The 22395-nt window shown below is 36.2% G+C and carries 8 protein-coding genes and 1 tRNA gene; 3 read left to right on the top strand and 6 right to left on the bottom strand.

The window, feature by feature from the left end:
- The first annotated feature begins 99 nt into the window (after positions 1-99).
- Both LVD51_RS14900 and LVD51_RS14895 read left to right on the top strand, forming a co-directional pair.
- Complete coding sequence (locus LVD51_RS14900; RefSeq protein ID WP_236972191.1) at positions 100-11505, top strand: T9SS type A sorting domain-containing protein; 11406 nt, start codon at positions 100-102, stop codon at positions 11503-11505.
- 590 nt (positions 11506-12095) lie between these two features.
- Positions 12096-12878 (top strand): rhamnogalacturonan acetylesterase, encoded by a 783-nt coding sequence (locus LVD51_RS14895; RefSeq protein ID WP_236972190.1) that lies wholly within the window; start codon positions 12096-12098, stop codon positions 12876-12878.
- A 106-nt stretch (positions 12879-12984) separates the two neighbouring features.
- On the opposite strand, the gene LVD51_RS14890 is transcribed toward LVD51_RS14895, so the two are convergent.
- The gene (locus tag LVD51_RS14890; protein ID WP_236972189.1) at positions 12985-13623 is read right to left on the bottom strand and encodes a response regulator; all 639 of its coding nucleotides are present in this window, start codon (positions 13621-13623) and stop codon (positions 12985-12987) included.
- Positions 13624-15244: 1621 nt separating this feature from the next.
- Between LVD51_RS14890 and LVD51_RS14885 the strand changes: the two genes are divergently transcribed.
- Positions 15245-18379 (top strand): sensor histidine kinase, encoded by a 3135-nt coding sequence (locus tag LVD51_RS14885; protein WP_236972188.1) that lies wholly within the window; start codon positions 15245-15247, stop codon positions 18377-18379.
- A 108-nt stretch (positions 18380-18487) separates the two neighbouring features.
- Here the strand turns inward: LVD51_RS14885 and LVD51_RS14880 are convergent, their stop codons facing one another.
- The 5 genes from LVD51_RS14880 to LVD51_RS14860 form a co-directional block, all read right to left on the bottom strand.
- On the bottom strand, positions 18488-19402 hold the full coding sequence (locus LVD51_RS14880) for a zinc metalloprotease (RefSeq protein ID WP_236972187.1): 915 nt from the start codon (positions 19400-19402) through the stop codon (positions 18488-18490).
- A gap of 77 nt (positions 19403-19479) precedes the next feature.
- A complete protein-coding gene (locus tag LVD51_RS14875) occupies positions 19480-19962 on the bottom strand; it encodes a hypothetical protein (RefSeq protein ID WP_236972186.1) in 483 nt (160 codons plus the stop codon).
- Positions 19959-21236 carry a hypothetical protein gene (locus LVD51_RS14870; protein WP_236972185.1) on the bottom strand — a complete coding sequence of 426 codons (1278 nt, stop codon included), beginning with the start codon at positions 21234-21236 and terminating at the stop codon, positions 19959-19961. Before LVD51_RS14870 ends, LVD51_RS14875 begins: the two co-directional genes overlap by 4 nt.
- Before the next feature lie 439 nt (positions 21237-21675).
- Positions 21676-21749: transfer RNA gene (locus LVD51_RS14865), tRNA-Asn, on the bottom strand.
- An 85-nt stretch (positions 21750-21834) separates the two neighbouring features.
- A complete protein-coding gene (locus LVD51_RS14860; protein WP_236972184.1) occupies positions 21835-22392 on the bottom strand; it encodes a gluconate 2-dehydrogenase subunit 3 family protein in 558 nt (185 codons plus the stop codon).
- Between the last annotated feature and the right edge of the window lie 3 nt (positions 22393-22395).

The following is a 22395-nucleotide window of genomic DNA, read 5'->3' as shown; positions in this document are numbered from 1 at the left end:
ATAGTTTTGTCGGTAAATTAACAAGAGCTTATAAGGAGTTTAATGTGCTCACTCAAAGAATGTCCTTATAGGTATTTAAACAAGATCAACTCTTAAAAAATGAAAGGAAAATTACTGCAATTATTACTGTGTTGTTTTATTACCCTCAATTTATTTACAACATCATCTTGGGGACAAATTTCCCTTGATTTTACGAACCGCCCCGACGCCGTAGTCGTATGTGGAGATGAAAGCGAAAGCTTTTTCAGTATTGAAGTTTCTGAAGTCATTAACGATTTTTTATATGTTAATATAAAAATGCCTAGTGGGGTCGAATATTCAACCGGTAGTCTAAGCAATATAAATTCTGGAGGAATAAACCTTGCAGAATTTGATCTTTCCGATCTCAATAACCCCATTTTTAGAACGACAACAAATTCATTTAGTCCAGATGACTTCTTGGATTTTTCAATAGGACGTCATGGGGATTGTGATGCGGTTACTTTTGTAAATATGGGGAATCTCGCTAGAGATAGTATCTCTGTTGGTTTTCAAACTAATGTCGTAGATACGGTGACCAGTAATTACAATATTAATTTTGCCTCTTTTACCATCAGTTATGTCGGTTCAAATACGACTACGGTCAATACCATCCCTTCGGAGGTTTGTAGAGATATAAAAATAGTAAATGGTGGAACCGGTGGTGTGGATCATTTTAGTCATCGCACAATAATCGGTAGTGATATTCAGAATTATGAATTGAAATTCAATGGTACTACTATACCTGCGAGCAGTCAAAGTGGAGATACCCTTTTCTACGATTTTGATTTAACAGTCTTTCCTTTTGCGGGCAATATTGGTGAGAATGCCAATTCTTTATTCGAAAATGGAGAAGATTTAATTGTAGAAGAATGTTTCACTGTGGATGGTTGTGATTTTTCCGAAGGATCGGTAAGACATGTTAGTTTTTTGAAATGTAGTGGATTGGAGTGTCAATTTTCCAATACAATTAATGGCGATGCTAGCTTACAATTAAGCGGACCTTCTTTGAGTAGCGAATTGATCTTCAATGACAATATAGTCTGTATGGACGGAAGCGATCTGGGTGTGATGAGAATGGCTGTGTGGAATAGTGGAAGTGGAGCTGGTATTCTAGAGAGAGTGAGTTTTGCTGTCAACGGACCATTGACGGCTATTGTGTCCTATAGTATAACGGATTTTGATGGAAATGATATTTCCGCTTCTTTTCCTAATTTGGATGAAACAGTAAACAATTCTCTGGGCTGTGGATCCAATGTCACGGCAAACTCAGCTGAATTTGCCGATATCAATAGTGGATACATACTACTGCCCCAAGATACTGTTATAATAGAAATGCAGTATGTCCAATGTTGTCCTACTTCCTGTGGACCGGCAAGTTTGGCCAATCCGGGGATAAGTATTTCCGCTTTAAATTTATGTGGTACAGGTAGAAGAACTGCGTCTAGAAATGCGGGTAATCCAGGATCTGCTTTTGTATCTGATCCTGTGGTGGATGGCAGTTATGCATTGGCTGATGGTCAGACAGAGACATATTGTCTGACTTATCTCAATTTCGATTTCTTTGACATTAACCCCGATAGTAGTTCGGTTGGTTTTTTAGTTGAACTACCTACAGGTTTGTCCTATGAAGTCGGTAGTTTTTCCATGACTTATGATGGAAGTCCAATACCTACCTACTCTGTAGATGTGTCAATGGGGGGAGATTCTTTATTGGCTCAGGTTTTGTTGACAGATATGCCGACAAATGATTATGCACCCATAGTGATCTGTTTTGATTTAACGGCAAGCTGTGTAGGCAGTGGGGGATTAACACAATTTTCTATTGGTCAATTTACCAATATCAATTGCGATCCCAATTGTTTAATAAAATTGCAGTGTAGCGATCGTGATATATTGTTGCCAGAATGTGGTATAGGACCTTGTTTAGAAGGTGGTGGTGTTGTGTTTGATATGGATGTTCAACGTACTTCCTTGGGATATCAAGACCAGGACAACGATAGAAATTGGAATACTTTCGATCGCGCTGATTCAGCTGATGTTGATTTAAAGCGAGTTATTGTAGGTGATACTATCCGACATCAGACCACCTTGGGTTTCAATGCTGGTGATTTTACATCTTGGGATAGAGGAACATACACAGAAACATATAGTAATGGCAGAAATCAATTGCTCTGCGTGGATACCGCTTGGTTGATTGTAGATAATTCAATGACGGGATTGTCTTATTCTATTGGAGGAATTATGGCAATTCCAGTAGCCAATGGGTTTGAATACGATCTGTCGGTGGCTACATTGTCAGGACTTCCCGGAAGTCAGTTGCCCAATAATTATGAGTTTTCATCTTCAGATAGTTTATACTTGCGGACAAAATATGTATTCTGCAAAGAAAATTCTGCCGATTGGTTTGAAATAGGGCCAGGTGAATACGAAGCAAATAATGAATATGAAAATGTATTTATTGAATCCAATTTTGAGGCTATACCAGTAGGAGAATCCACACCATATGGCTGTGGGGGTGGTTTTGATGAGATGGAATTTCTGGGATCAGCTCTTTCCGTAGATATCGTGAAAGGGGGATTTGATAATAGTCAAAGTGGATGTGATCGAAACTTTAGATATTTATTTAGGGTGGATCAAAATATTGGTGGTGCACATAGTGGGTATACTGCAACATATGATTTCTTCCCCAATGAATTTAGACCGCTTTACTTTCCCGACAGTATTGTTATTTACAAACAAGATAATTATGATTATGCCGGGGCTAGGTTGGTAACCCAGCAACTGGTCAATGCAGGTCAAAGTTCTGAAACAGTATCTATTGATCCCAAAATTAATAATGAAAGTATTATAGTATTCGATATAAGGGCTATTCATGATGCTTTTGTTATGGGCGGTCATACATTTGAAGAAGAAAATGTTGATTTGTTTTATTATATCGAATTTGATAGGAATTGTGCTTCTGATCGTAGTATGGTTACCGATCTATCCATAGCTTATACGAGTCCTTTGTGTCCAGGAGACAATTTTGTCGTAATGAAGGAAGATTTGGCAACCGATAATAATTCAGATCTAGGCAACATTGATTTTACTCAATCTCCTGTTATCGCTAAAGTAGTGAATGAACAGACTTGTTATACTCTTTCGGTCAGACCTAGAGGTGGAACCTTGGGTTACACTTGGTTAGAAATACCTAGTGTTGCCAATTTAGAAATTTTGTCAGTTTCAGAAAATGGAATGGAATTGCCTTTTGTTGACGGCATATATCAATTGGGCAGTCATACAGGTAATAATACTAGGAATTATGAAATATGTGTAAAAACTAACACATGTGATAATACAGAATTTGATGTGATTTTTGGATGGGACTGTTTGGGTTATCCATCTGGGCAAGATTATGAAGCGAGCTGTACTTATGAGCCTTTGACATTTGGCGTAGAGGTAGATGATTCGGAGGCGATGTTGGATTTAATAGAACAGCCCGGTTTGGATCCACAATCCAGTACTTATCCTAAGCTTTGTGATCAACTAATATATAGTCTAGTGGTTAACTCCTCCAGGGCGGGTTCGGTTTTTGATCCTCAATTAAATGTTACAATACCTGATGGATTTGAGATTGATTCATTTGAATTGTTTTATCCTAATGATGGTAGTTTTGCCAATCCATATGCCATTCCTGTAGGTGATTTAACCAACGTGGGCAATGTGTGGACGGTGAATTTGTTCGATCATCCAGAACTGGTACACGACAGTATCCCCGGTGTGGCTACCAATCAAGGGGCAGCTGGGCGACAAATGTATATAAGATTATACGGGCGAACCAATTGTGATTTTGAATCTGGCTCGGAATTGTTTTTTACTCTTAAAGGGAACCGTCCATGTGGTGATCCAGTAAAGGGTGATGGCTTTGTAGTAGCCAGTGATCGATTGAGAATCGATGGTTTGTATCCTTATGCTGCAGAACCGGAAATTACACTGAGGTCCGAAGGTAGTTTGTCCTGTAATATTGCCGAAGAATTACTCATAGAGTTTGTTGTAGAAGGAGGGGATTTTATCGAATTCGATTCGACGAGGATCTTTTTACCTGCAGAAGTGGCCTTGGCCGATTTTAATGTCAACTGCTATAGCCCTAATCCAGACAATTGTCCAACGATTGAAAGAGTAATCCCTGATCCCGATGTTCCTGGAGGAAGTATAGTATATTTAGGTTATCCCAATATTGCTGCTGGTGGAGATACGATTCGTTACAGTCTCAATATCTTAGCTCAAGGTATGGTAGAATGTGGACAAATTGTGACCGTAGGAGTCGAGGTTCAAAACATAGTAGTGGTAGATGGAATTGCCTGTGGTCAAGATGTTTGTGATCAGCCATTGACTGGGATTACAGGAGCAGAAACGGTAGAATTGGAAATTGTTAATCCAGATTTATCCTTTGCTTCATTTGAGGCCTTTTCTGTAGATGGGACACCTTATGTGTCACTCTATGGTTCCATACTGGTATCAGAGGGGGATTTACTGGCTACAGATGAATTTAATATAGATATATATTGTGCAGACAATATGATGGATTCCATGGGAATGCCTGTTCATACCATTCAGGTAACTGGACCAGCCATGGTAGGAGAAACTATAGATTTCGAAGCTTCATTTTTGAATAATTGTGATCTAAACAACGGTTTGGTGGCTATTGTGAGACCTGTCAACTTATGTATTTGTGCCAATGCCAAATTACACAGTGAAGTTGAAATCGAATATAGAACTTTTGATTTGGCTTTGAATAAAACTTTTCAGAATCAAGGGGGTATATCCTATGGAGATACAGTTTCCTTTGATATTACAATTTTCAATCAAGGTGATGTAGATGCCCTTACCTACGAAGTCGTTGATTCCATTCCTCCGGGATTGGCCTATGTAGCAGACAATGACGCAGAAGGCTGGGTGTTTGATGGAGTGGATAAAGCATATATGGTAATTGCGAATCCATTGTTGGAAAATACGGATACTACCATATCTATATTGTTGAAAGTTTTAAATGTCGATGGTGAAAATGCCTATGATAATTATGCTGAAATAAGTGACGATAGCAATGAATTTGAACTGGAGGATACGGATTCTCAGCCTGATTCTACGATTTCCAATGATTATGGAGCAATCCCAGATGGCAATACTGATGATGAGGTAGATGGCGATGGCAAAGATCCCAATACTCCAAATGGAGACGATGATGTCGCTTTTGACGAAGATGATCACGATGTGGCACGATTACACGTAGTGGATTTTGCATTGATTAAGGTTATCGACACATTGGCCAGTGATTATCCATGGCAGTTTGGCAGTTTAATAGCCTTTGATATTATTGTGGAAAATCAAGGAATTGTCACCAGTGATAGTATAAGAGTAAAAGATTATGTACCTGCTGGATTTGGTTTTAATCCTGGGTTACAACAAAATATAGACGAAGGATGGACGGCCGATACTACGGCGCTCTTGACCAAGTCGTTGGATTACGGAGATAAAGATACAGTAACTATATATTTGACTTTACAACCAGTAGACGATCCATCCATGACGAGTTGGATAAATTATGCCGAAATTGTCAATGCATATGATGTAAATCAAGTTGATATTGCCGGTGATGACTACGATAGTAGTCCTGGCAGTGATTCAGAAGAAGAGCGATTGGTTCACCCAGGTGAGGATGGCGACAACGATTTTGATAGTGAGGGTAGAGATGATGTAGGTAGTGAAGATGATCACGATCCTGCAGGTGTTATGTTTTTGGATTTGGCATTGTTTAAACAAGTAGATTCCACCGAAACGGTATTCCCAGTGAAATATGGCGATTTGATTAAATTTGAGATTAGCGTAATCAATCAAGATGGTGTGATGGTAGATAGTGTTCAAGTAAAAGACTATATTCCAGAAGGATATTCATTTGATTTCAGTATAGCAGAAAATCAAAATTACGGTTGGAAGTCAGATACCACAGCCGTTATTCAAGGTCCAATTAATGTAGGTGATACGATAACCACAGCCATTTATTTGACCCTATTGCCTAATACAGCACCTACTGATAGAACTTGGGTTAATTATGCAGAAATTGATGCTGCATGGTCTGAGGGAATGGATATTGCCGATATGGATATTGATAGTCAACCTGGATCCAATTCTGAAGAAGAAGGAGAAGTATATCCTGGTTTGCCTGGTGATGATGATACACAGAGTACTACTCCTGATGGAATAGGAAGTGAAGACGACCACGATCCCGCCATGGTGGAAGTGTTTGACCTAGCATTGAAGAAAACCACAGAAGAAGAGGTGGCTTACCCTGGACTAGAGGCATTGTTCAGTATAACCATATACAATCAAGGAGGCATTCCTGCTACCAACATAGAGATCACTGATTATGTGAGAACTGGCTATGAGTTTGATATGAGTCTGAATCAAGGTTGGTCTGGGTCAGGAACTATGATTACTTATACCATTGGTGATACATTGTATCCCAATGAATCTATCGTGGTGCCACTCGTATTGAGAGTTACTGAAGATTTGGATCCCGATCATTTGATCAATGTAGCTGAGATTAGCGGAGCTCAAGATACTTCTCTTATGGATAGAGAGGATATAGATGGTGTATTTGATCAAGATCCCGATAATGATAGAGGAGGAGAGTTGGATAGTCCTGCCGATGATTACGTAGATGGTGATGGTACAGGTAGTGTCGGTGATGGAAATCCACAGACCGATGAAGATAATGCCGATCCCGCTAAGATCTTACCTTGTCCTCCAGTGAATTGTCATGGTTCAATAGGTCTTGGGTTTGGAAATGAGTGTGAAATCCTTATCACTCCAGAAATGTTGTTAACTAACAATTTGCTGGCTAGCTTGAGACCGGATCTATATAAAGTAGAATTGTTCTATGGCAGTGGATTCTTAATTCCTAATAATATACTCCGACCAGAGCATGTAGGCTTTGAGATTACAGCGAAAATCACCTTCTTATTGCAAGCTTGTGGAGGGGGGAGTTGTGAAACCAAAATTAAATTAACCAAACCCAACAGTTGTTTGATTAGTAATACCTTGGATACTACAGTTTACTGTATTGATCCATTCTTGCAACTCGATCCTTGGAGTGCAGCCTATCCTAAGCCTGATGCGAGTAGACCTTGTAGTAGCGGAAAAGCCACATTAGAATTGGGACCTGACTGGATAGATAGTGATTTTGATTGTGATAATGATACAGCGGAAATTATCTATAGAGAATGGTTTGCAAGGACACCTGACGGTGAATTTTGTTCAGCTTATGACACCATAGTGGTTATGCGTTTACCTAAATTATTGGAAACTTCATTTGTCTCTCATGCCAAGGAAACTGTGTATTGTTCGGTTAATTCTGTGGTGTCAGATCAGAGTACGCAGAAGAGATTCGCTGCATGGAAACAGCCCATGGGTATACATGATTATGAGCTTCCCTACGCCAAGTTGAAAGGATTGGTGTATGAACTTCCACTGCAATTAATAGAAAGAAATTTAAATAGAGCCATTGCATTAAATTTAGAAAATGCCTATTTGGATTGTGAATTAATTCGCAAAGCTAATGGCAGTGTAGTGACCATTAGAGATGTAGTTTCTGGTATATATATGGCCGATCTGTTGAATTCTTCGAGTTCCAATAGAACCTTATATGGAGTCATACATTCCATCAAAGAACATATATTATTCCCTTCTCAAATCGGTGGATATGTATTCTATCCGTATATAGTGTTGGAATTGGGAGATCGGGTATTATCTGCAGAAGGTCAGTACGAAGTAGTGGAAAATGACTGGTTCTACAATGGCAATGGCAATCAGCCTTATTGGTTTGCCGCTGGGTGGCCAGATGTTTACAGCAGTTCTTCATTGACCCAATTCTGCGATGGGTTCAATACAGAATCATCTGATTGTATTTCTGTGGTATTGCCACGGTTAACTGAGGACGGATATGATATGACGGCCTGCGACACCCTATGCTTAAGTGAGGGAGTTCATTGCGGTATTTCAATTAAAAAAGAACAGAGTGAGTGGACTGGAAATTGTCCGCAAAGTTCTGAAGTGAATTATACCGTTACACAAACCTGTTGGGCTTCAAGTGAGGCGGCTGAATTGGCTATGGCCAATTGTGCTCAAGCAGACAGTGAAATTGTCAGTCAGTATGAGGAGAGTAAAGGACGATTGAGAATATATTTAAGTCAGTATACTGAATTACACGACACGATTGGGCCAATATTTAACTTTGAATATCCCATAGGACAACTTTTTGAATCATGTAGATCCAGCGAGTTGAGTGGTGAATATTGGTTGTTAGACGATATAGTAGATGCGATTGAGGCAGGTGTTCAATATGATTTGGCACGGGAAGCAGAATACTGTCAGGCTACCATATATAGCTCTGATGCAACCGATTGTGGCGCTAAAATATACTTTCCTGATGTAGAGATTATCGACAATTGTTCAGGGGTTTCTCAAGTCAAAGCTTCCGTTAATGTTGGTGGATCTATGAGAGCGGTGTCTATGGAATTGACGGCAACAGAAATAAAAGTGTTAGATAATGGAGATACTTGTAAGGTTTATACTTACTCTCATCTTCAAAATCCAATTTATTTGCCTTTTAATGGCTGTGATGGAGAAGCTTATGAAATATTCTACGAAGCTGCCGATCATTGTTGGAATTTAAGTACTTGGAGTAAGTTTGTCAAAATAAGAGATGTGTCTGCTCCTACCATTGTAATGGACGATGAGTTAGAAGTGGTATTGCAAAATAAGATTGCTTGGGTTTCAGCATCATCTATCGATGAGGGAAGTTGGGACAATTGCAATGTAGAGTTGACATTGGCAAGAAGATCGGACTGGTGGTCTGATAATAGCTTTGTCAAAGCATGTGCCGAGTTGAATGGTGGAAATCCATATTCAAATTGGGTAGAAATTTTGAATGATTTGGGTTTTGCCAACAACCAATTATTGGCGGCTAGCGCAGGGTTCGGTCAAGATGAAAATGAAGTAAATAACGATTACGATGTTACTGCTCTATTGTCTATCTTTAATAATGATAGCGAAGTGGCTGCTCACTACTTCAAAGAGATTGTATGGATGTGGGAAGATGGATTACAGTGTGGATCCAAGGTAGTACATGGTTGGTTATTTGATTTGGCGATTAAGATTGCCGAATCATGTGATGCAAGAGATGAACACCACAATAAATTAAATAAAGAAGATTTACAATATCTATTTGACTACCTATTTAGTCGACCAGGATATGGTAAAGAATTGTCGTACTTAGGAGGTGGATGGTCACAGAAGGTTCCTTATTTATGTACCGACGTATGTGAAGCCGTTGAAACAGAGTTTATGGCTATGGATGTTTGTTGTAATTGGGCCAAAGGATGGTTGGATGTTAATGTAAAGGACAATGGATCCAATCGAGTAGTTCAGTCATTGGAAGATGTTACGATATCTAGTGCCGCTTATAAATCATTGTATTTCGATGCTTTTCAGGCTGCAGCCGATGCGTCTAATGAAGAGGCATTAGGTGTTGTGGATTCAATTTTTGGTAGTTACATTATCGTCCAACAAGACAAGAATGGACTCTATTACAACTTAGATGGCTCGGCATTCTCTGATAATGATATTTATTTTAATTACAATAGTATTAATTGTAGTGAGACCACTAAGGATACTTTAGTAAGTGAAATAGGTCACGATGGTTTGTTGGATTGGAAGACTTTGACCACGACGAATATTTCTTTAGATACTATCGATGGGAAAGCGAGAAATGGACTTATTGTGGTCAACTGTAGTGCAGAGGTTAGACAAGATCTATGGATAGATGTAAACGAATGTGGACAAGGCCAGATAACGAGACGATTCTTTATAGTGAACGGTTGTGACGAAGGATCTGAAGAATTGGCCTTAGAGCAAGTTATCAATATTCAGTCTACTTGTGGAATAAGATTGAGTATGTTTAATCTCCCACAAGACGCTGGCAGTATGGACAATCCACTTTGCTTTGTAGATGATTTGACTACAGTGAATTTCCCTGACAGTTTGGGTGAATTAACCTTGAAGTCTGGTTTGGCGGAACAATTATTCAATTCCATTGCTATAGGCAAGCAAGTGAAATCTTTTGATATTGTGGGTCAGACAGATATTAAGAAGTTTGAAATAGAATGGAAGATCGCTGACTGGTGTGCACAGCCCAAAGTAGAATTAACCTATGTCCAAACCATAATTGCCCGTGTAGGGGATGCCTGTATCCCAGTAGATACTAGTCTGGCTATAGTGAGTGGACGGATTGCGACTCAATTGAATAGCGCGATATCCGATGTGCTTTTAACGGGTAAAGTTAATGGTGTAGATCAATTGTCAACGATTAATTCGAATAGCGGTAATTATCAATTTGAATTGAAATCAGGAGAGAATCTAGTATTAATTCCTCAAAAAAATACTGATTTTTCAGAAGGAATTACTACACAAGACCTTATATTTATCCAAGATTTTATAATGAATCCCGAGACATCTATTGATGATTATATAAAAATGGCTGCTGATGTTAATAATAATGGAGTGATTGAGGTCACCGATATGTTGGAATTGAGAAAACTTGTTTTAAATCCCAATGCGATTTTGAAGAACAATAGCAGTTGGCGGTTTATAAATCCACTTTCAGGTCTGGAATTATTTAAAGATCAACTTTCCTCTGGATCTTCAGTAGTGGATTTTGTAGGAATTAAAGTAGGTGATGTCGATTTATCTAGTGATCCGAAGTCAACCAGTCGAAGTAAAGACGGAGGATTGGAATTGGTATTGACAGATCAGACATTGCTTCCTGGAGATATATATACTATTGAAGTCACTTCTTCAAACTTTGAATCGATTAAAGGATTGCAATATACATTGCAATACGATGATGTCAATGTCGAAGTTTTGGATGTTCAACCCGGGAGATTGTCAATTGATGAATCAAATTATTATAACTATTTGCCAGGATTAATGACCTTTAGCTGGAATGCAGGTCAAGATGTGAATATTCCATCCAATCAGGTTTTATATTCATTGGTGATACAAGCCAAGAATCAAGTTGAGTTGAAAGATGTGATAGCCATAGGAGGATCGGTGACTGAGAAGGAAGCATATAATGGTACAGGACAAGTAAAAGATGTTAATCTGACTTTCCACCGAAATATGGGACAATATCAATTGTATCAGAATTTCCCTAATCCATTTGATGGCGAAACAGTCATTGGATTTGAATTGCCAACATCTTCCAAAGCAGTAATCAACGTTTATGATGTAACTGGAAAGTTGCTTAAAACTCAAGAAGGTGATTATGTTAAGGGATACAATGAAATGAGATTTAAAATGAATGATATCAATAGTTCTGGAATTTTATATTACCAGTTGATATCTGGAGAATACAGAGCGACAAAACAAATGATCAAGATAGATCAGTAAAGAAAAAAGGGGCCTTAAAAAGCCCCTTACAATTAAGTTTATATGTTTTTTTGGTAGACAGTGGGGATGATAATGTTCGTCCTCACTGTTGTTTTTAAAACATATGTTATAAAGTTACAAAAATATTTATCCAAAACAAGTGACTTACATTTGTTTGGAAGGGGGTACTTGAATTAAAGAAATTATTACAGGTTTATATTTTAAATAAATCTGTAATAATTAGTCATTTGTCAGAGATTGAAGAGATATTAAAATATAATGTTAAAGTTTCTCTTATTTTTTTTATTAAAGAAAATCGGACTGGATTGAGTTTAATTAATAGTAGTCTTTCGTATAAAAATAGTTGAAGTAGTTGCTAAAAAAGATCGATATACTTCTGTTATAAACTGGTGTTTTTTTATTGGATAGTTGAAAATTTTGAAATCAGAGTAAATGGCAAAAAAAAGTTTATTGTTTTATTCCCATTTTCTTTTATCAAAAATAACCTGCAATTATGAAGTTTTATCTGGATCTATGTTTGATTTAAAAATATAGGGTGTTTTAAGTTTTTTTATCGGTAAAATTTTACATTTATATAAAATTTGACTCATATGAAATTGGTAAATGAATTGGCGTTTGTATTATTACTTATATCTGTTGTCAGTTGTGGTAGTTCTAAAATTAACGTCTTCTCAATTGGGGATTCTACTATGGCCCAATATGATGTAGAGAAGTTATCTAAAAAATATGGTGGTGACAATTATCCACTTAGAGGTTGGGGGATGGCCTTGCCGTATTTTCTAAAGGATAATGTAAACTATGTCAATGGAGGGAAAAGTGGATATAGTTCAAAGAGTTATCGTTCTAGAGGAAGTTGGGATGAAATTAAAAGTCAAATTAAAAAGGGAGATTTCGTCATCATTCAGTTTGGACACAATGATCAAAAGATTAATGATGCCAAAAGATATACTGAAGCCAATACTGAATTTAAAGATAATTTACGCAATTATATTCATGAAGTACAAGCTCTCAAAGCTCATCCCATATTAGCCACTTCTATAGCTCGTAGAGTGTTTAACGAAGAAGGAGAATTGAAAGATAGTCATGGCGATTACGTTAAAGTGACTCGCCAGCTTGCCGATGAAGAAGGTATCCCATTGATCGATCTCAATCAACAAACCACTGATTATATAAATAAGATTGGTGTCGACCAGTCTACTTCAATGTTTTTACATTTAGATGAGAATGAATTTTCCGGTTTGCCAGATGGGCTTATTGACAATACTCATTTGTCTATTGAGGGAGCTGAATTGGTTGCGAAAATGGCAGTAATTGAAATAGTCGACTCTCCTTCCAAATTGAGATACTTTATCGATAAATCAAAGTTGAAGTAATGAATTCATTTGGTATTAATCGTCCTGAGGTGAATGATGAATGTTGTGACCCTAGAGAATAAATCTGATCATTGTTTAAATTGTTCTCCCAAGCCCATTTAGTAGGCTACTTTTCGGACAGACTGTTGACCTTGTGTATTAATTCAACTACGTTATTGACCCCTAACTTCTTATATATTCTATTTTTATAAGTACTTACGGTTGAAGACTGAAGATTTAAATTGTTTGAAATTTCCGATGTTGATAATCCCTGAATAATTAAGTTTACAATGTCAGTTTCCCGAGGAGATAATGCTTTTAGAGGATTGGTCACTATCTCCTTATTGGATTCATTCATGGAAGTAAGTAGATCTTGTTGGATATAATCACTTACATATATTTGGTTGTTTAGCACTTTTACAACTGCCTTTTTGAAATCACTTTCTGGAGAGGATTTTGAAACAAATCCATGAGCTCCATATCGCAGACATTGTTGTGCATAGACATTTTCATTTAGACTGGAAAATACAAGGATTTTAATATCTGGATAACGCATCTTGATGACTTCTATCATTTTTGCGTTATTGCCACCTGGTACATTTAGATCTAATATAATTAACCCAATCTTATGGTTGGACAGCTTGGCTATGGCTTCTGGATAAGTTGCAGCAAAAAATATTTCGTGACGAATGTTTAATTCATTAAACATAATTCGTATGCCTACTTGTAGTATGTGATGGTCTTCGACTACTAAAATTTCGGTCATAATAGATACTTCTTTAAATTTAATCTAACAATAAACTTACTGAATTCTTTCTAATCGTGTAGTATTATTTCTACATAATGTTAGTAAAGTTTCTACAATACAAAACGAAAAATCCAACTATTTTTGCATTGAATGGTGATTAGATGGTTTATTGCTTTATTTTTGTGATATTTACATTTTTATACTAACAAAAATAGATAATACACAGCTTAAAAATAAGATTTTAAAACTACATATTACTATAAATTTAAATAAAATTGGTAGTTGACCTTTGTTAACTATCTAGAACGATAAGTTTCTTATGGGATGGTGGAATCTTCAACGGAAGGTGTCCACCATCAATTTTTATCCCCTCTTTGTTATGGTTTTATCGTGATTGTCATTGATTTATATGTATTTATGTTATTTGATTAATTCATAATAATAGTGGGATTTTCCTCCTGAAAGTTCTTATTTGATGATAAGATTTCTATTTCCCGTTATATCAACTTTTTAATCGGAAACTGAAAAGTATTTGATGTTAAAAAAAAATGATTGAATTTACAAGATGTATCCGTTGGTAATGTCTTGAATAGTAGTGTTTTGTAGCATTGTTCTGTGATGCTTATAAAGATAAGACTCTACAAAGTAAGAAGCAGTGTAAGAAAAATAATTATAGACTTTATTATACATCTTCATCTAATCCTATTTTCCTATGAAATTTTCATATAATATTTATTGATTTTATTTTTACTAATCCTTATTGATTGTGTAAATGTGTTGAAATATAATGTATTTATTGAATTGGTGTTTATTGATGTAATATTGGTTTTGAGTTTACTGTTTTTGTGTAATTATCTGCGATGTAAGTGGGTATTGATAGATAGTGGTTTCTTTTTGTTGTGATTAATTTGAATTGTAATGTGATTTTTGTATTTCAATATATGTAGTTGATTATATTTTTAAAAATATCTTAAAATTATAATCTGTCGCTTACAGATAGTGTATATATAAAGAAAATTGTTGGTTGGTATTTTAGGAATAAATTATTTTTTTAATAGATAATTCAACTGGCTTTTCTACATGATAGTATGATAGTTTATGATAATGAAGATATTCCAATTTAAAATGAAATATAAATGTTGATTTTTTCTTAGGTTTTCACTGGAAATGTAATATTGAAATATTTTGGTTTTGCATCGACTCCAAATTCTCGATGCGTATAAAGATTTTAATTTCATAACCTGCCAAATCAGTGGTGATCTTTTATTATATAAATTGTGGTAGTCCAATGTTATGATCCCTGCGTTTTAATTTTTACACATGGACTGGAACTGATTTGTGAAATCCTTATTTTTTTATACATGGTCGAAAGTTATTTCTGCTTGGAAGTTAAATAGTGAATTAATTTTAACCCTGTATTTCATATTAAAGAGATGAAATGATTCAAAAGCCGAGGATAGCGATCTAATAGTGAAAGATTCATTTTTTAAAAATTGTATTAAAACCGTCTTTGTTATTTTATTAACTTTGGTAATTGTAATAATGTTTCTTTTCCTTAATAATCGAGGGTCATTATAACTTTTATTAATATTTTGTCTTGTTAGACTTATTTTTATGAAAAGATTGAAAAAAAAACTAAATGTGTAGAAATACATCAAGGATAGGGGGATTTTGGTGTATAAGTTCATTGTTTCACTGGCTTGTACCTGTCTTATTCCTTTTTGTAACTGCTGATGTTTATAGTCAATATAATAATTTTATACCAGAAGATGGATATACTCTTCAGCTATTTGATAGTGAATCAGGTCTGCCTCAGAATAGTGTAAAGGATATTATTCAAGATTCACTAGGATATTATTGGTTGCTTTCTGAAGCGGGGATAGTCCGATTTGATGGTCATCAATTTGTGGTTTACGATCAGGATAATTTGGGATTAAAAACCAATCGGTTTATAAAATTTATTGAGTATGAATCCACCGGAAATATTTATGCTGTTTCTGATCAATGGGACTATGTCAATATTTATACTCTAAAAGTCGAAGATTCGGATAATTATAAGAATGAAAAGTTAGAGTATTATTCAAACTTCGTCGACACGACATTGTATTCTGATTTTAGGCTGGCTTATGGAGCTCCTAGAGATATCGATATTGGATATGATGACGCTTTTTTTGCTGTTCGGGTTTCTGATAAGAGGTTTTATTTGTGTTACCAACACAAGGTTGAGTATTACGACAATGAGAAGTTGAGTTTTTCCATAGAAGTAAAAGATCTAAAGTACGAAGGAGTGTTTTTGTTAAACGAAAAACTGTACTATAGAGATGAGGAAAATAAATTTTGGGCCGTCGAAAAATCAGGTTTAAGACAAATATTTTTTGATCATCCCATATTGAGCAATTTGTCGAATACCGATGAATTAAAGGTTATATGGAGTATTCATCAAAAGTCGGTGTTAATTACTTTAGATAATCGATTGTATAAATTGTCTAGTCGAATTAAAAATCGCTTTGTGGCTCAGACTGTTATGGATATGGAGAAAAAGGGATTTACTGCCATATATTCTTTTTTTGAAAGTGCGGATCAGAACTTTATATTTTTAGGTAGTCTTACCAAAGGACTCTTGGTTTTAAGAAAAAAACAATTTAAGGTTGTTAGAGTGAAGAGCAATCGGCTCTTTGTGAATAGTTTTTATAGTTTAATTCCTTCCCGCCCCAATTCATTGTTAACACCCAAAGGTCAAGAGTTTACTTGGGAGACTGTTGATGATGTATTATATAGGGATATAGCAGATGTAAATTTTCGACATTATGTCATTCAGCGGGATGCTTATGGATATATTTGGACTTGTGTAAACAATATTTTGTACAAGTTAGACAGTAATTATAAGGAAGTAAAACACTGGGTGTTAAACAATCGAGTAAATCTCATCTCTTCTATATACAATGGACGAATCTGGATATCAGGAGAAGTAATTGGCATCTACTATATAGATGTATACGACGACAATGCTAAGCCTACCTTGTATGCCGATATTGATAGGGCTTCTGTTTTTGAGAAAATTGATGAGTCTACCATGTATGTCGGAAGTTTGAGTGGATTGTATAAAGTTAATTTAAATAATGCTAGTGTTGAAGAAGTAGTCGGTATGGAAGGCAAAAATATCCGGTCTTTGTATTATTCCGATAATCGGTACCTATGGGTATCAACCTATCAATCAGGGATATTTTTGGTGGATGGTGATGTAGTATATGATCTTCCCAATGATATTTCCAATAATTTATCCGCCTCCCATTGTATCTATGAAGATGAAAAGGGATTTTTTTGGATTACCACCAATAAAGGCATGTTCAAGATGTTGAAATCGGATTTGAAAGCTTATGCTAAGGGGGAAGTTGATCACGTATTTTATTATTATTTTGATAAAGACGATGGCTTTGCTACCAATGAATTTAATGGTGGCTGCTATCCATGTGTCAATAAGCTTGCCAATGGACAAGTTGTCTTTCCGTCATTGGATGGTTTGGTTAATTTTAATCCAGAATCGATAAATGAAGCTTTGCCCAATAATATCTTGAAAATCGATGCTGTAAGTATTGAGGGAGAAAGTCGACAGATAGCAGATACCTTAATACTGGGAAGCAATGAAAGTCAGATTGAATTGCAATTGAGTACAGCTTATTTAGGAAATACTGAAAATCTTCAGATTTATTATTCATTGGTAAAAAAAGGAGGTCAACCAGTATGGACTTTGTTCAATCCGCAAACTGGACTGGTCGCCAATGCTGTCGACGATGGGGAATATCGGTTGTATATTAAAAAAATGAATGGCTATGGTGTTGATAATTTTTTTCTAACCAAATTGATTTTAATTAAAGTCCCACATTTTTACAATACCATTTATTTTTACCTCCTATTGTCCTTTGGAATATTGATCTTTTTCTATACTTATCTTCAGTTTACCACCTTGCGCATTCAAAATCGAAATAGTAATCTTGAGTTAGAGGTTCAAAAAAGAACAAAGACATTACAGGTCGCATTGACGAAATTAAATCAATCCCAAAATGCTTTAAAAAATCAAATTCGCGTGCAGGAGTATCTTTTGGGTGCTATGAGTCACGATGTCGTTACTCCATTAAAGTATTTGATTATGATGACTCAAAAAATTCAAAACCCTATTTACAAGAAGGATGAGAATTTAATGGATGAAATTGCAGATGCTATGGAGAAATCCCTAATGCAGATCAATAAATTGATGAATGATTTGTTGGAATTTTCTAAAATAGACATTAAAAAGGAAGAGTTGCCTATCTTAAAATGCAATATTCCTGTGATCAATGATGAAATCTTAGAGGGATTTGCTATTGTAATCCAAGAAAAAGCGGTTCGTGTTAATCATGAAATTAAGACCATTGCCTCGGTTAGAAGTAATCCTCATTTGTTAAAAATAATTTTGACCAATGTTATTGATAATGCTATTAAGAATTCTATTGATAGTGAAATGAATATTCGATATGAGGAGGATGATATGCGAGTTTGGATAATGGTTGAAGACGAGGGGGATGGTGTGCCCGATGAAATTGTGGAATGGCTCAATACTCCTTCAGAAAAATTAATAGAATCCCAGCGGCGATCATTTAGTTCCTTTAGCGGTTTGGGATTGTTTATTGTGAAAGAATTGGCAGCATTAATAAACGTGAAAGTTTGGATTAAAAAAAGACCAAAGGGAACACAGTTTAATATCGAAATACCCAAAATAAAGACCATAAAGAAATAACTCATACCATTTGTTGAGTCCTAGCCTTACTTACTCACCATCCATATTTTTGTAATCTATCTTGAGAAATCATTGAAGTAAGGAATACATATGTGGGATTATCTGTGGTTAAATGGCCTTGCGTTGATAATAGTTTAGATGTCGATGCATCTGAGTATGCACTGAGTTTTTGTCGACCATATGGGACAAGATTTGATCTAGATTTTGAATTCTTCGTTGATCAGTGACTGCGATTAAGTTATCGTCATAAGGATAAGCTTTTTCCATCATTTTTTGATCCATTTCAGACAATTGGTTATTCTCAGGTGTGTAACAGGTTGAGTTTTCTTTTTTTATAAACATCCATGCTGGAAAGCTGTAATGCATGATTGATTTGGCATCATGAGCAGAATAAGTGAGGCCTCCGGACTGCAACTGTCTGAGATTGTGATCTACTTTGCTCTTTGGCCAATAATTCGGAGGACCGGCTAAATATTCGTAAACCAACTCCCAGTCGAAATCGCAAATCGTAGCAGGACTTTGATGTTCGTGATGAAAACCGAGAGCATGGCCAAATTCGTGCAATACTATGCCCTGCCAATTATGTGGTAGGCCAATATCAAAGTCATTTAAATTTAAGGTGATGTCGCCTGGACTGACAATGTTGACGTCGGTACTGTCTGTACCTACCAATGACCAATATCCACTGTATTCAAATCCAATCCGAATATGGCTCTCATCTCCAGGCTGCCAGAGTCGATAAGAATTATTAGCCTCGTTATAACCGAAGTCGAAACTAATATTGCCATATTGGGTCCATATAGAAGCAGTCTGAGCGATTTGATGATGTAGGGATGGATCGCCACCTTTAAAACTTACGGTAAGTTGACCAACTCGCCACAATTTGAGATCTTCAAAGACGAGTTCATGAATCTGGCCGTTGATAGAAGAGGGAATGTTCTTTCTCTGCATCCTTTCGCGTTGTTCTATTTTGGCCTGAATAATATCGGGGTAAGATTCGAGTATAAGTGGTATATTCTTCATGTGTTACCGTTTTTTATATTTATAGAGTTTAATTTTTTCAATGCGATTTAAAGGGTATTCTCGTTTTTGAAATTCAGTTAATTGCTGACCCCAAAATAGGATACCACAATGGCCATCAACATGCCAAAGAAGGTCGTAGCCATATGAGTGATATTGGGGAGGGTACTGTCCTGTAAAATTATCCAGACTAATATGGAAGCAATGCCGAAAACTATATAGGTAAGGGCATAATAAAAACCTAAGCGTTCTTTGGTAGGGTCTTCGAAATTCGAAGATATCATATTGCCTAACTGGGTGAGCTTAACCGTCTTTCTGTGATTGGAATCTACTGCAGTGGGTATGCCGAAGCCCGACGCCACGATGCCGCCTACCATGCCTGTGAGGCCATTGTTGAAATACATCAGTACTTCATTGATTTGGTTTAAGTAATCTTGAGGCAGTTCCTTTTTACCGTAACCAATACTGAAGGCCATATAGAATACATAGATAGAACAGAGTAAATATCCCAGTAAAGCGACATTGGCCAAGATGACAATAATGGTTTTTTGATTTTTTTTCATAGTTTTTTGATTTGAATGAGGTTGTAACTTATTCCTAAAAAGTACCCGGTTTTTCCTTTTTGAATAAGGGGAATTGAAGATTCATCCATCGACAAATAAGGCCCCTGACTGTCTTTTTTCACACTGGCAGAAAGTTGGTCCAATTGTGCAAAAGAAAAGCCTCCACTAATGACCAATTGCTTCTGACGCCCGAGGATAATGCTTCCTCCCAGCAAGTATTGCAGTCCTTCATCGAAAGCTGTGAGTGCAGTGCCTAGACAAATCCCAAATTTTAGTTTTGGGGCAATATGGTAGGAGAGGTGAGCCAATGCTCCAAAGGCAATATTGATATTTGGTACTGTTTCCTCCTTTATGTCTTGATTTAAGCTGTCTCTATCTTCAAGGTAGTAGTGGTTTTGATATAGGTTGCTGTGAAATAAACCAATGGAAAAGTCTAAATCGATATCTCCATAGGTGTATACATTTAAATTGTGATGACTTATGGTATCATTGATATAGCTATCGTATAGAGTGAGTGATATTTTGGATTCATCTTCTGTTGCCACATAGACAGGGCTGGTCAAGCCCTGTCTCAGCTGTTGCGATGCTTTGAGGTGATGGTAAATCGAAGTTATGGGCAGAGATTGAACATGGGCATTGATCGTCCGTATTTTTGCATATTTTTGTAGCAATATTTCAATTGGATCATCGGACGATTTCCATTTTGTAATTTGACTTTTTTCATGGGTTTCTGCAATTAATAGATATTCCTTTGCAGCTTGAAAATAATTGGGTATATCGTCAATAGAAGTGATAGGCATTTTTCTTAGATATGCTGTTATGGTTTCATCGGCCCATGTAGGATCACTTTTCCACTTAGTTTTTTGATATATTTTATGGTCGAGTTCCATGAGTTCGGCAAATTGATTGGCATAAATATCAATTGAGGTAGGATACAGACTCGTTTTATCTACAATAGTTAGGTGATCGGAAAAAACTTCACTGCTTGATTTGGGGAAGATAAATTTTAACTGACTAGGCGTGGAGGATAAGTATTGAAAATGTTCAATTTCACTTTTGAGTTCAAGGTAGCTGTTGTTGATATTGGGAATCGCTATGATATAAGCCTTATTTTTCTTAAAATATATTGTGTTGGAAGGGATGATTAATCTCTCATTTTTGATGTCAAAATTAAGGATAAATCGAGTCGTGTCTATTTTCGGGACTAAAGTTTTCTGACCGATAGCCGATAAAGATATAATAGTGGTCAGGATGAAGGTGATGCAATATTTCATGATAGTCATTTAAATATGATTTTAAATGGGGATATATGAATGTACTCAATGCAAAGTAGGCTTGCGACTCTTGGGATTTATGGTAGTATGATAGTTAGAATATACTATCGTCGTTCTAATATAATGAAAATAATGAATTTTATATCATTAAGTTTCAATTATTTATGATGAATGTATGTATAATTAGGTGTCTAGTGAAATAGTGTTAATATAAAATTGTAAAATAATTTGAGTGGATATGTGGATTACACCTTGATCCATTGAGAAGACAACGAAAATACAATGGTTTAAAAGAAAGCGACTGGATAATGAGATAGATGAATTATAAGTAATTCGTTTTATATCCTAGGTTTTGTAGACCGTATTGCTGCTGCGGCGAAAGGAAGGATATGGGGCAAAAAAAAAGAGTCGTGAAATGAATCACAACTCTTTTTGAAAGCGCCTCAGGTAGGGCTCGAACCTACGACCTACGGATTAACAGTCCGCCGCTCTAACCAGCTGAGCTACTGAGGCAACATTGCTGTCGGAAATCTATTTCCTTATTAGCGAATGCAAATTTACTATTTTACTTCAAATGTCCAAACATTTTTTTAAAAAATTATGTCGACCATGCATTTCCAACCTCTTTTACTGGGATATCTCCGATATAAACCCCTGGTACTGGGTCGTAATTGAGTACTTGCTCACCGATTATCTCCGAGGAAAAATAACCAGAAAAAGTCAATTCCTTTAATTCCATAAAAAAGGATTTACCGGATTCGTTTTTTGCCATCGCAACTAATTCATCCATTATGGTATTTTGGTCCTCTTCTGAAAGGTCGTAATAAGGTTTGCCAAAACTCTCTTGACTCATGGAATTTACCTTTTCCAATTGCGACTTAAAATTCATCTGTTTCTTTTCTTTCCAAAAGTTGCCGATGAGGTCATCAATAAATTCCGGTACTCCTACTTCTATAGCTCCAGGAGTGTCGGTTTTAGGTAGAATAGTCTCCGTTAAACTACTCAGGGTTTTGGATTCGTCCTCAGTAAAAAATTGGGGAACCCAGTTTAATTTTTTTTCCGCCTTACATCCTGCCATTAAGCCAGCTATTGTGCCAGCGGATAAGGCTGCCCCCATTATGACAGATGTTCTTTTGATTGCTGTTCTTCTATTCATGAT

It is taken from the genome of Membranihabitans marinus (assembly GCF_021729155.1).
Taxonomy (GTDB): domain Bacteria; phylum Bacteroidota; class Bacteroidia; order Chitinophagales; family Saprospiraceae; genus Membranihabitans; species Membranihabitans marinus.
The sequence above is the reverse complement of the archived record's forward strand: the minus strand, read 5'-3'. Positions and strand labels throughout refer to the sequence as shown.

Bases quoted from the DNA above. Each gene is read 5' to 3' on its own strand.
- LVD51_RS14860 (WP_236972184.1), bottom strand. From the start codon at position 22,392: ATGAATAGAAGAACAGCAATCAAAAGAACATCTGTCATAATGGGGGCA.
- LVD51_RS14895 (WP_236972190.1), top strand. From the start codon at position 12,096: ATGAAATTGGTAAATGAATTGGCGTTTGTATTATTACTTATATCTGTT.
- LVD51_RS14890 (WP_236972189.1), bottom strand. From the start codon at position 13,623: ATGACCGAAATTTTAGTAGTCGAAGACCATCACATACTACAAGTAGGC.
- LVD51_RS14885 (WP_236972188.1), top strand. From the start codon at position 15,245: ATGTGTAGAAATACATCAAGGATAGGGGGATTTTGGTGTATAAGTTCA.
- LVD51_RS14875 (WP_236972186.1), bottom strand. From the start codon at position 19,962: ATGAAAAAAAATCAAAAAACCATTATTGTCATCTTGGCCAATGTCGCT.
- LVD51_RS14880 (WP_236972187.1), bottom strand. From the start codon at position 19,402: ATGAAGAATATACCACTTATACTCGAATCTTACCCCGATATTATTCAG.
- LVD51_RS14900 (WP_236972191.1), top strand. From the start codon at position 100: ATGAAAGGAAAATTACTGCAATTATTACTGTGTTGTTTTATTACCCTC.
- LVD51_RS14870 (WP_236972185.1), bottom strand. From the start codon at position 21,236: ATGAAATATTGCATCACCTTCATCCTGACCACTATTATATCTTTATCG.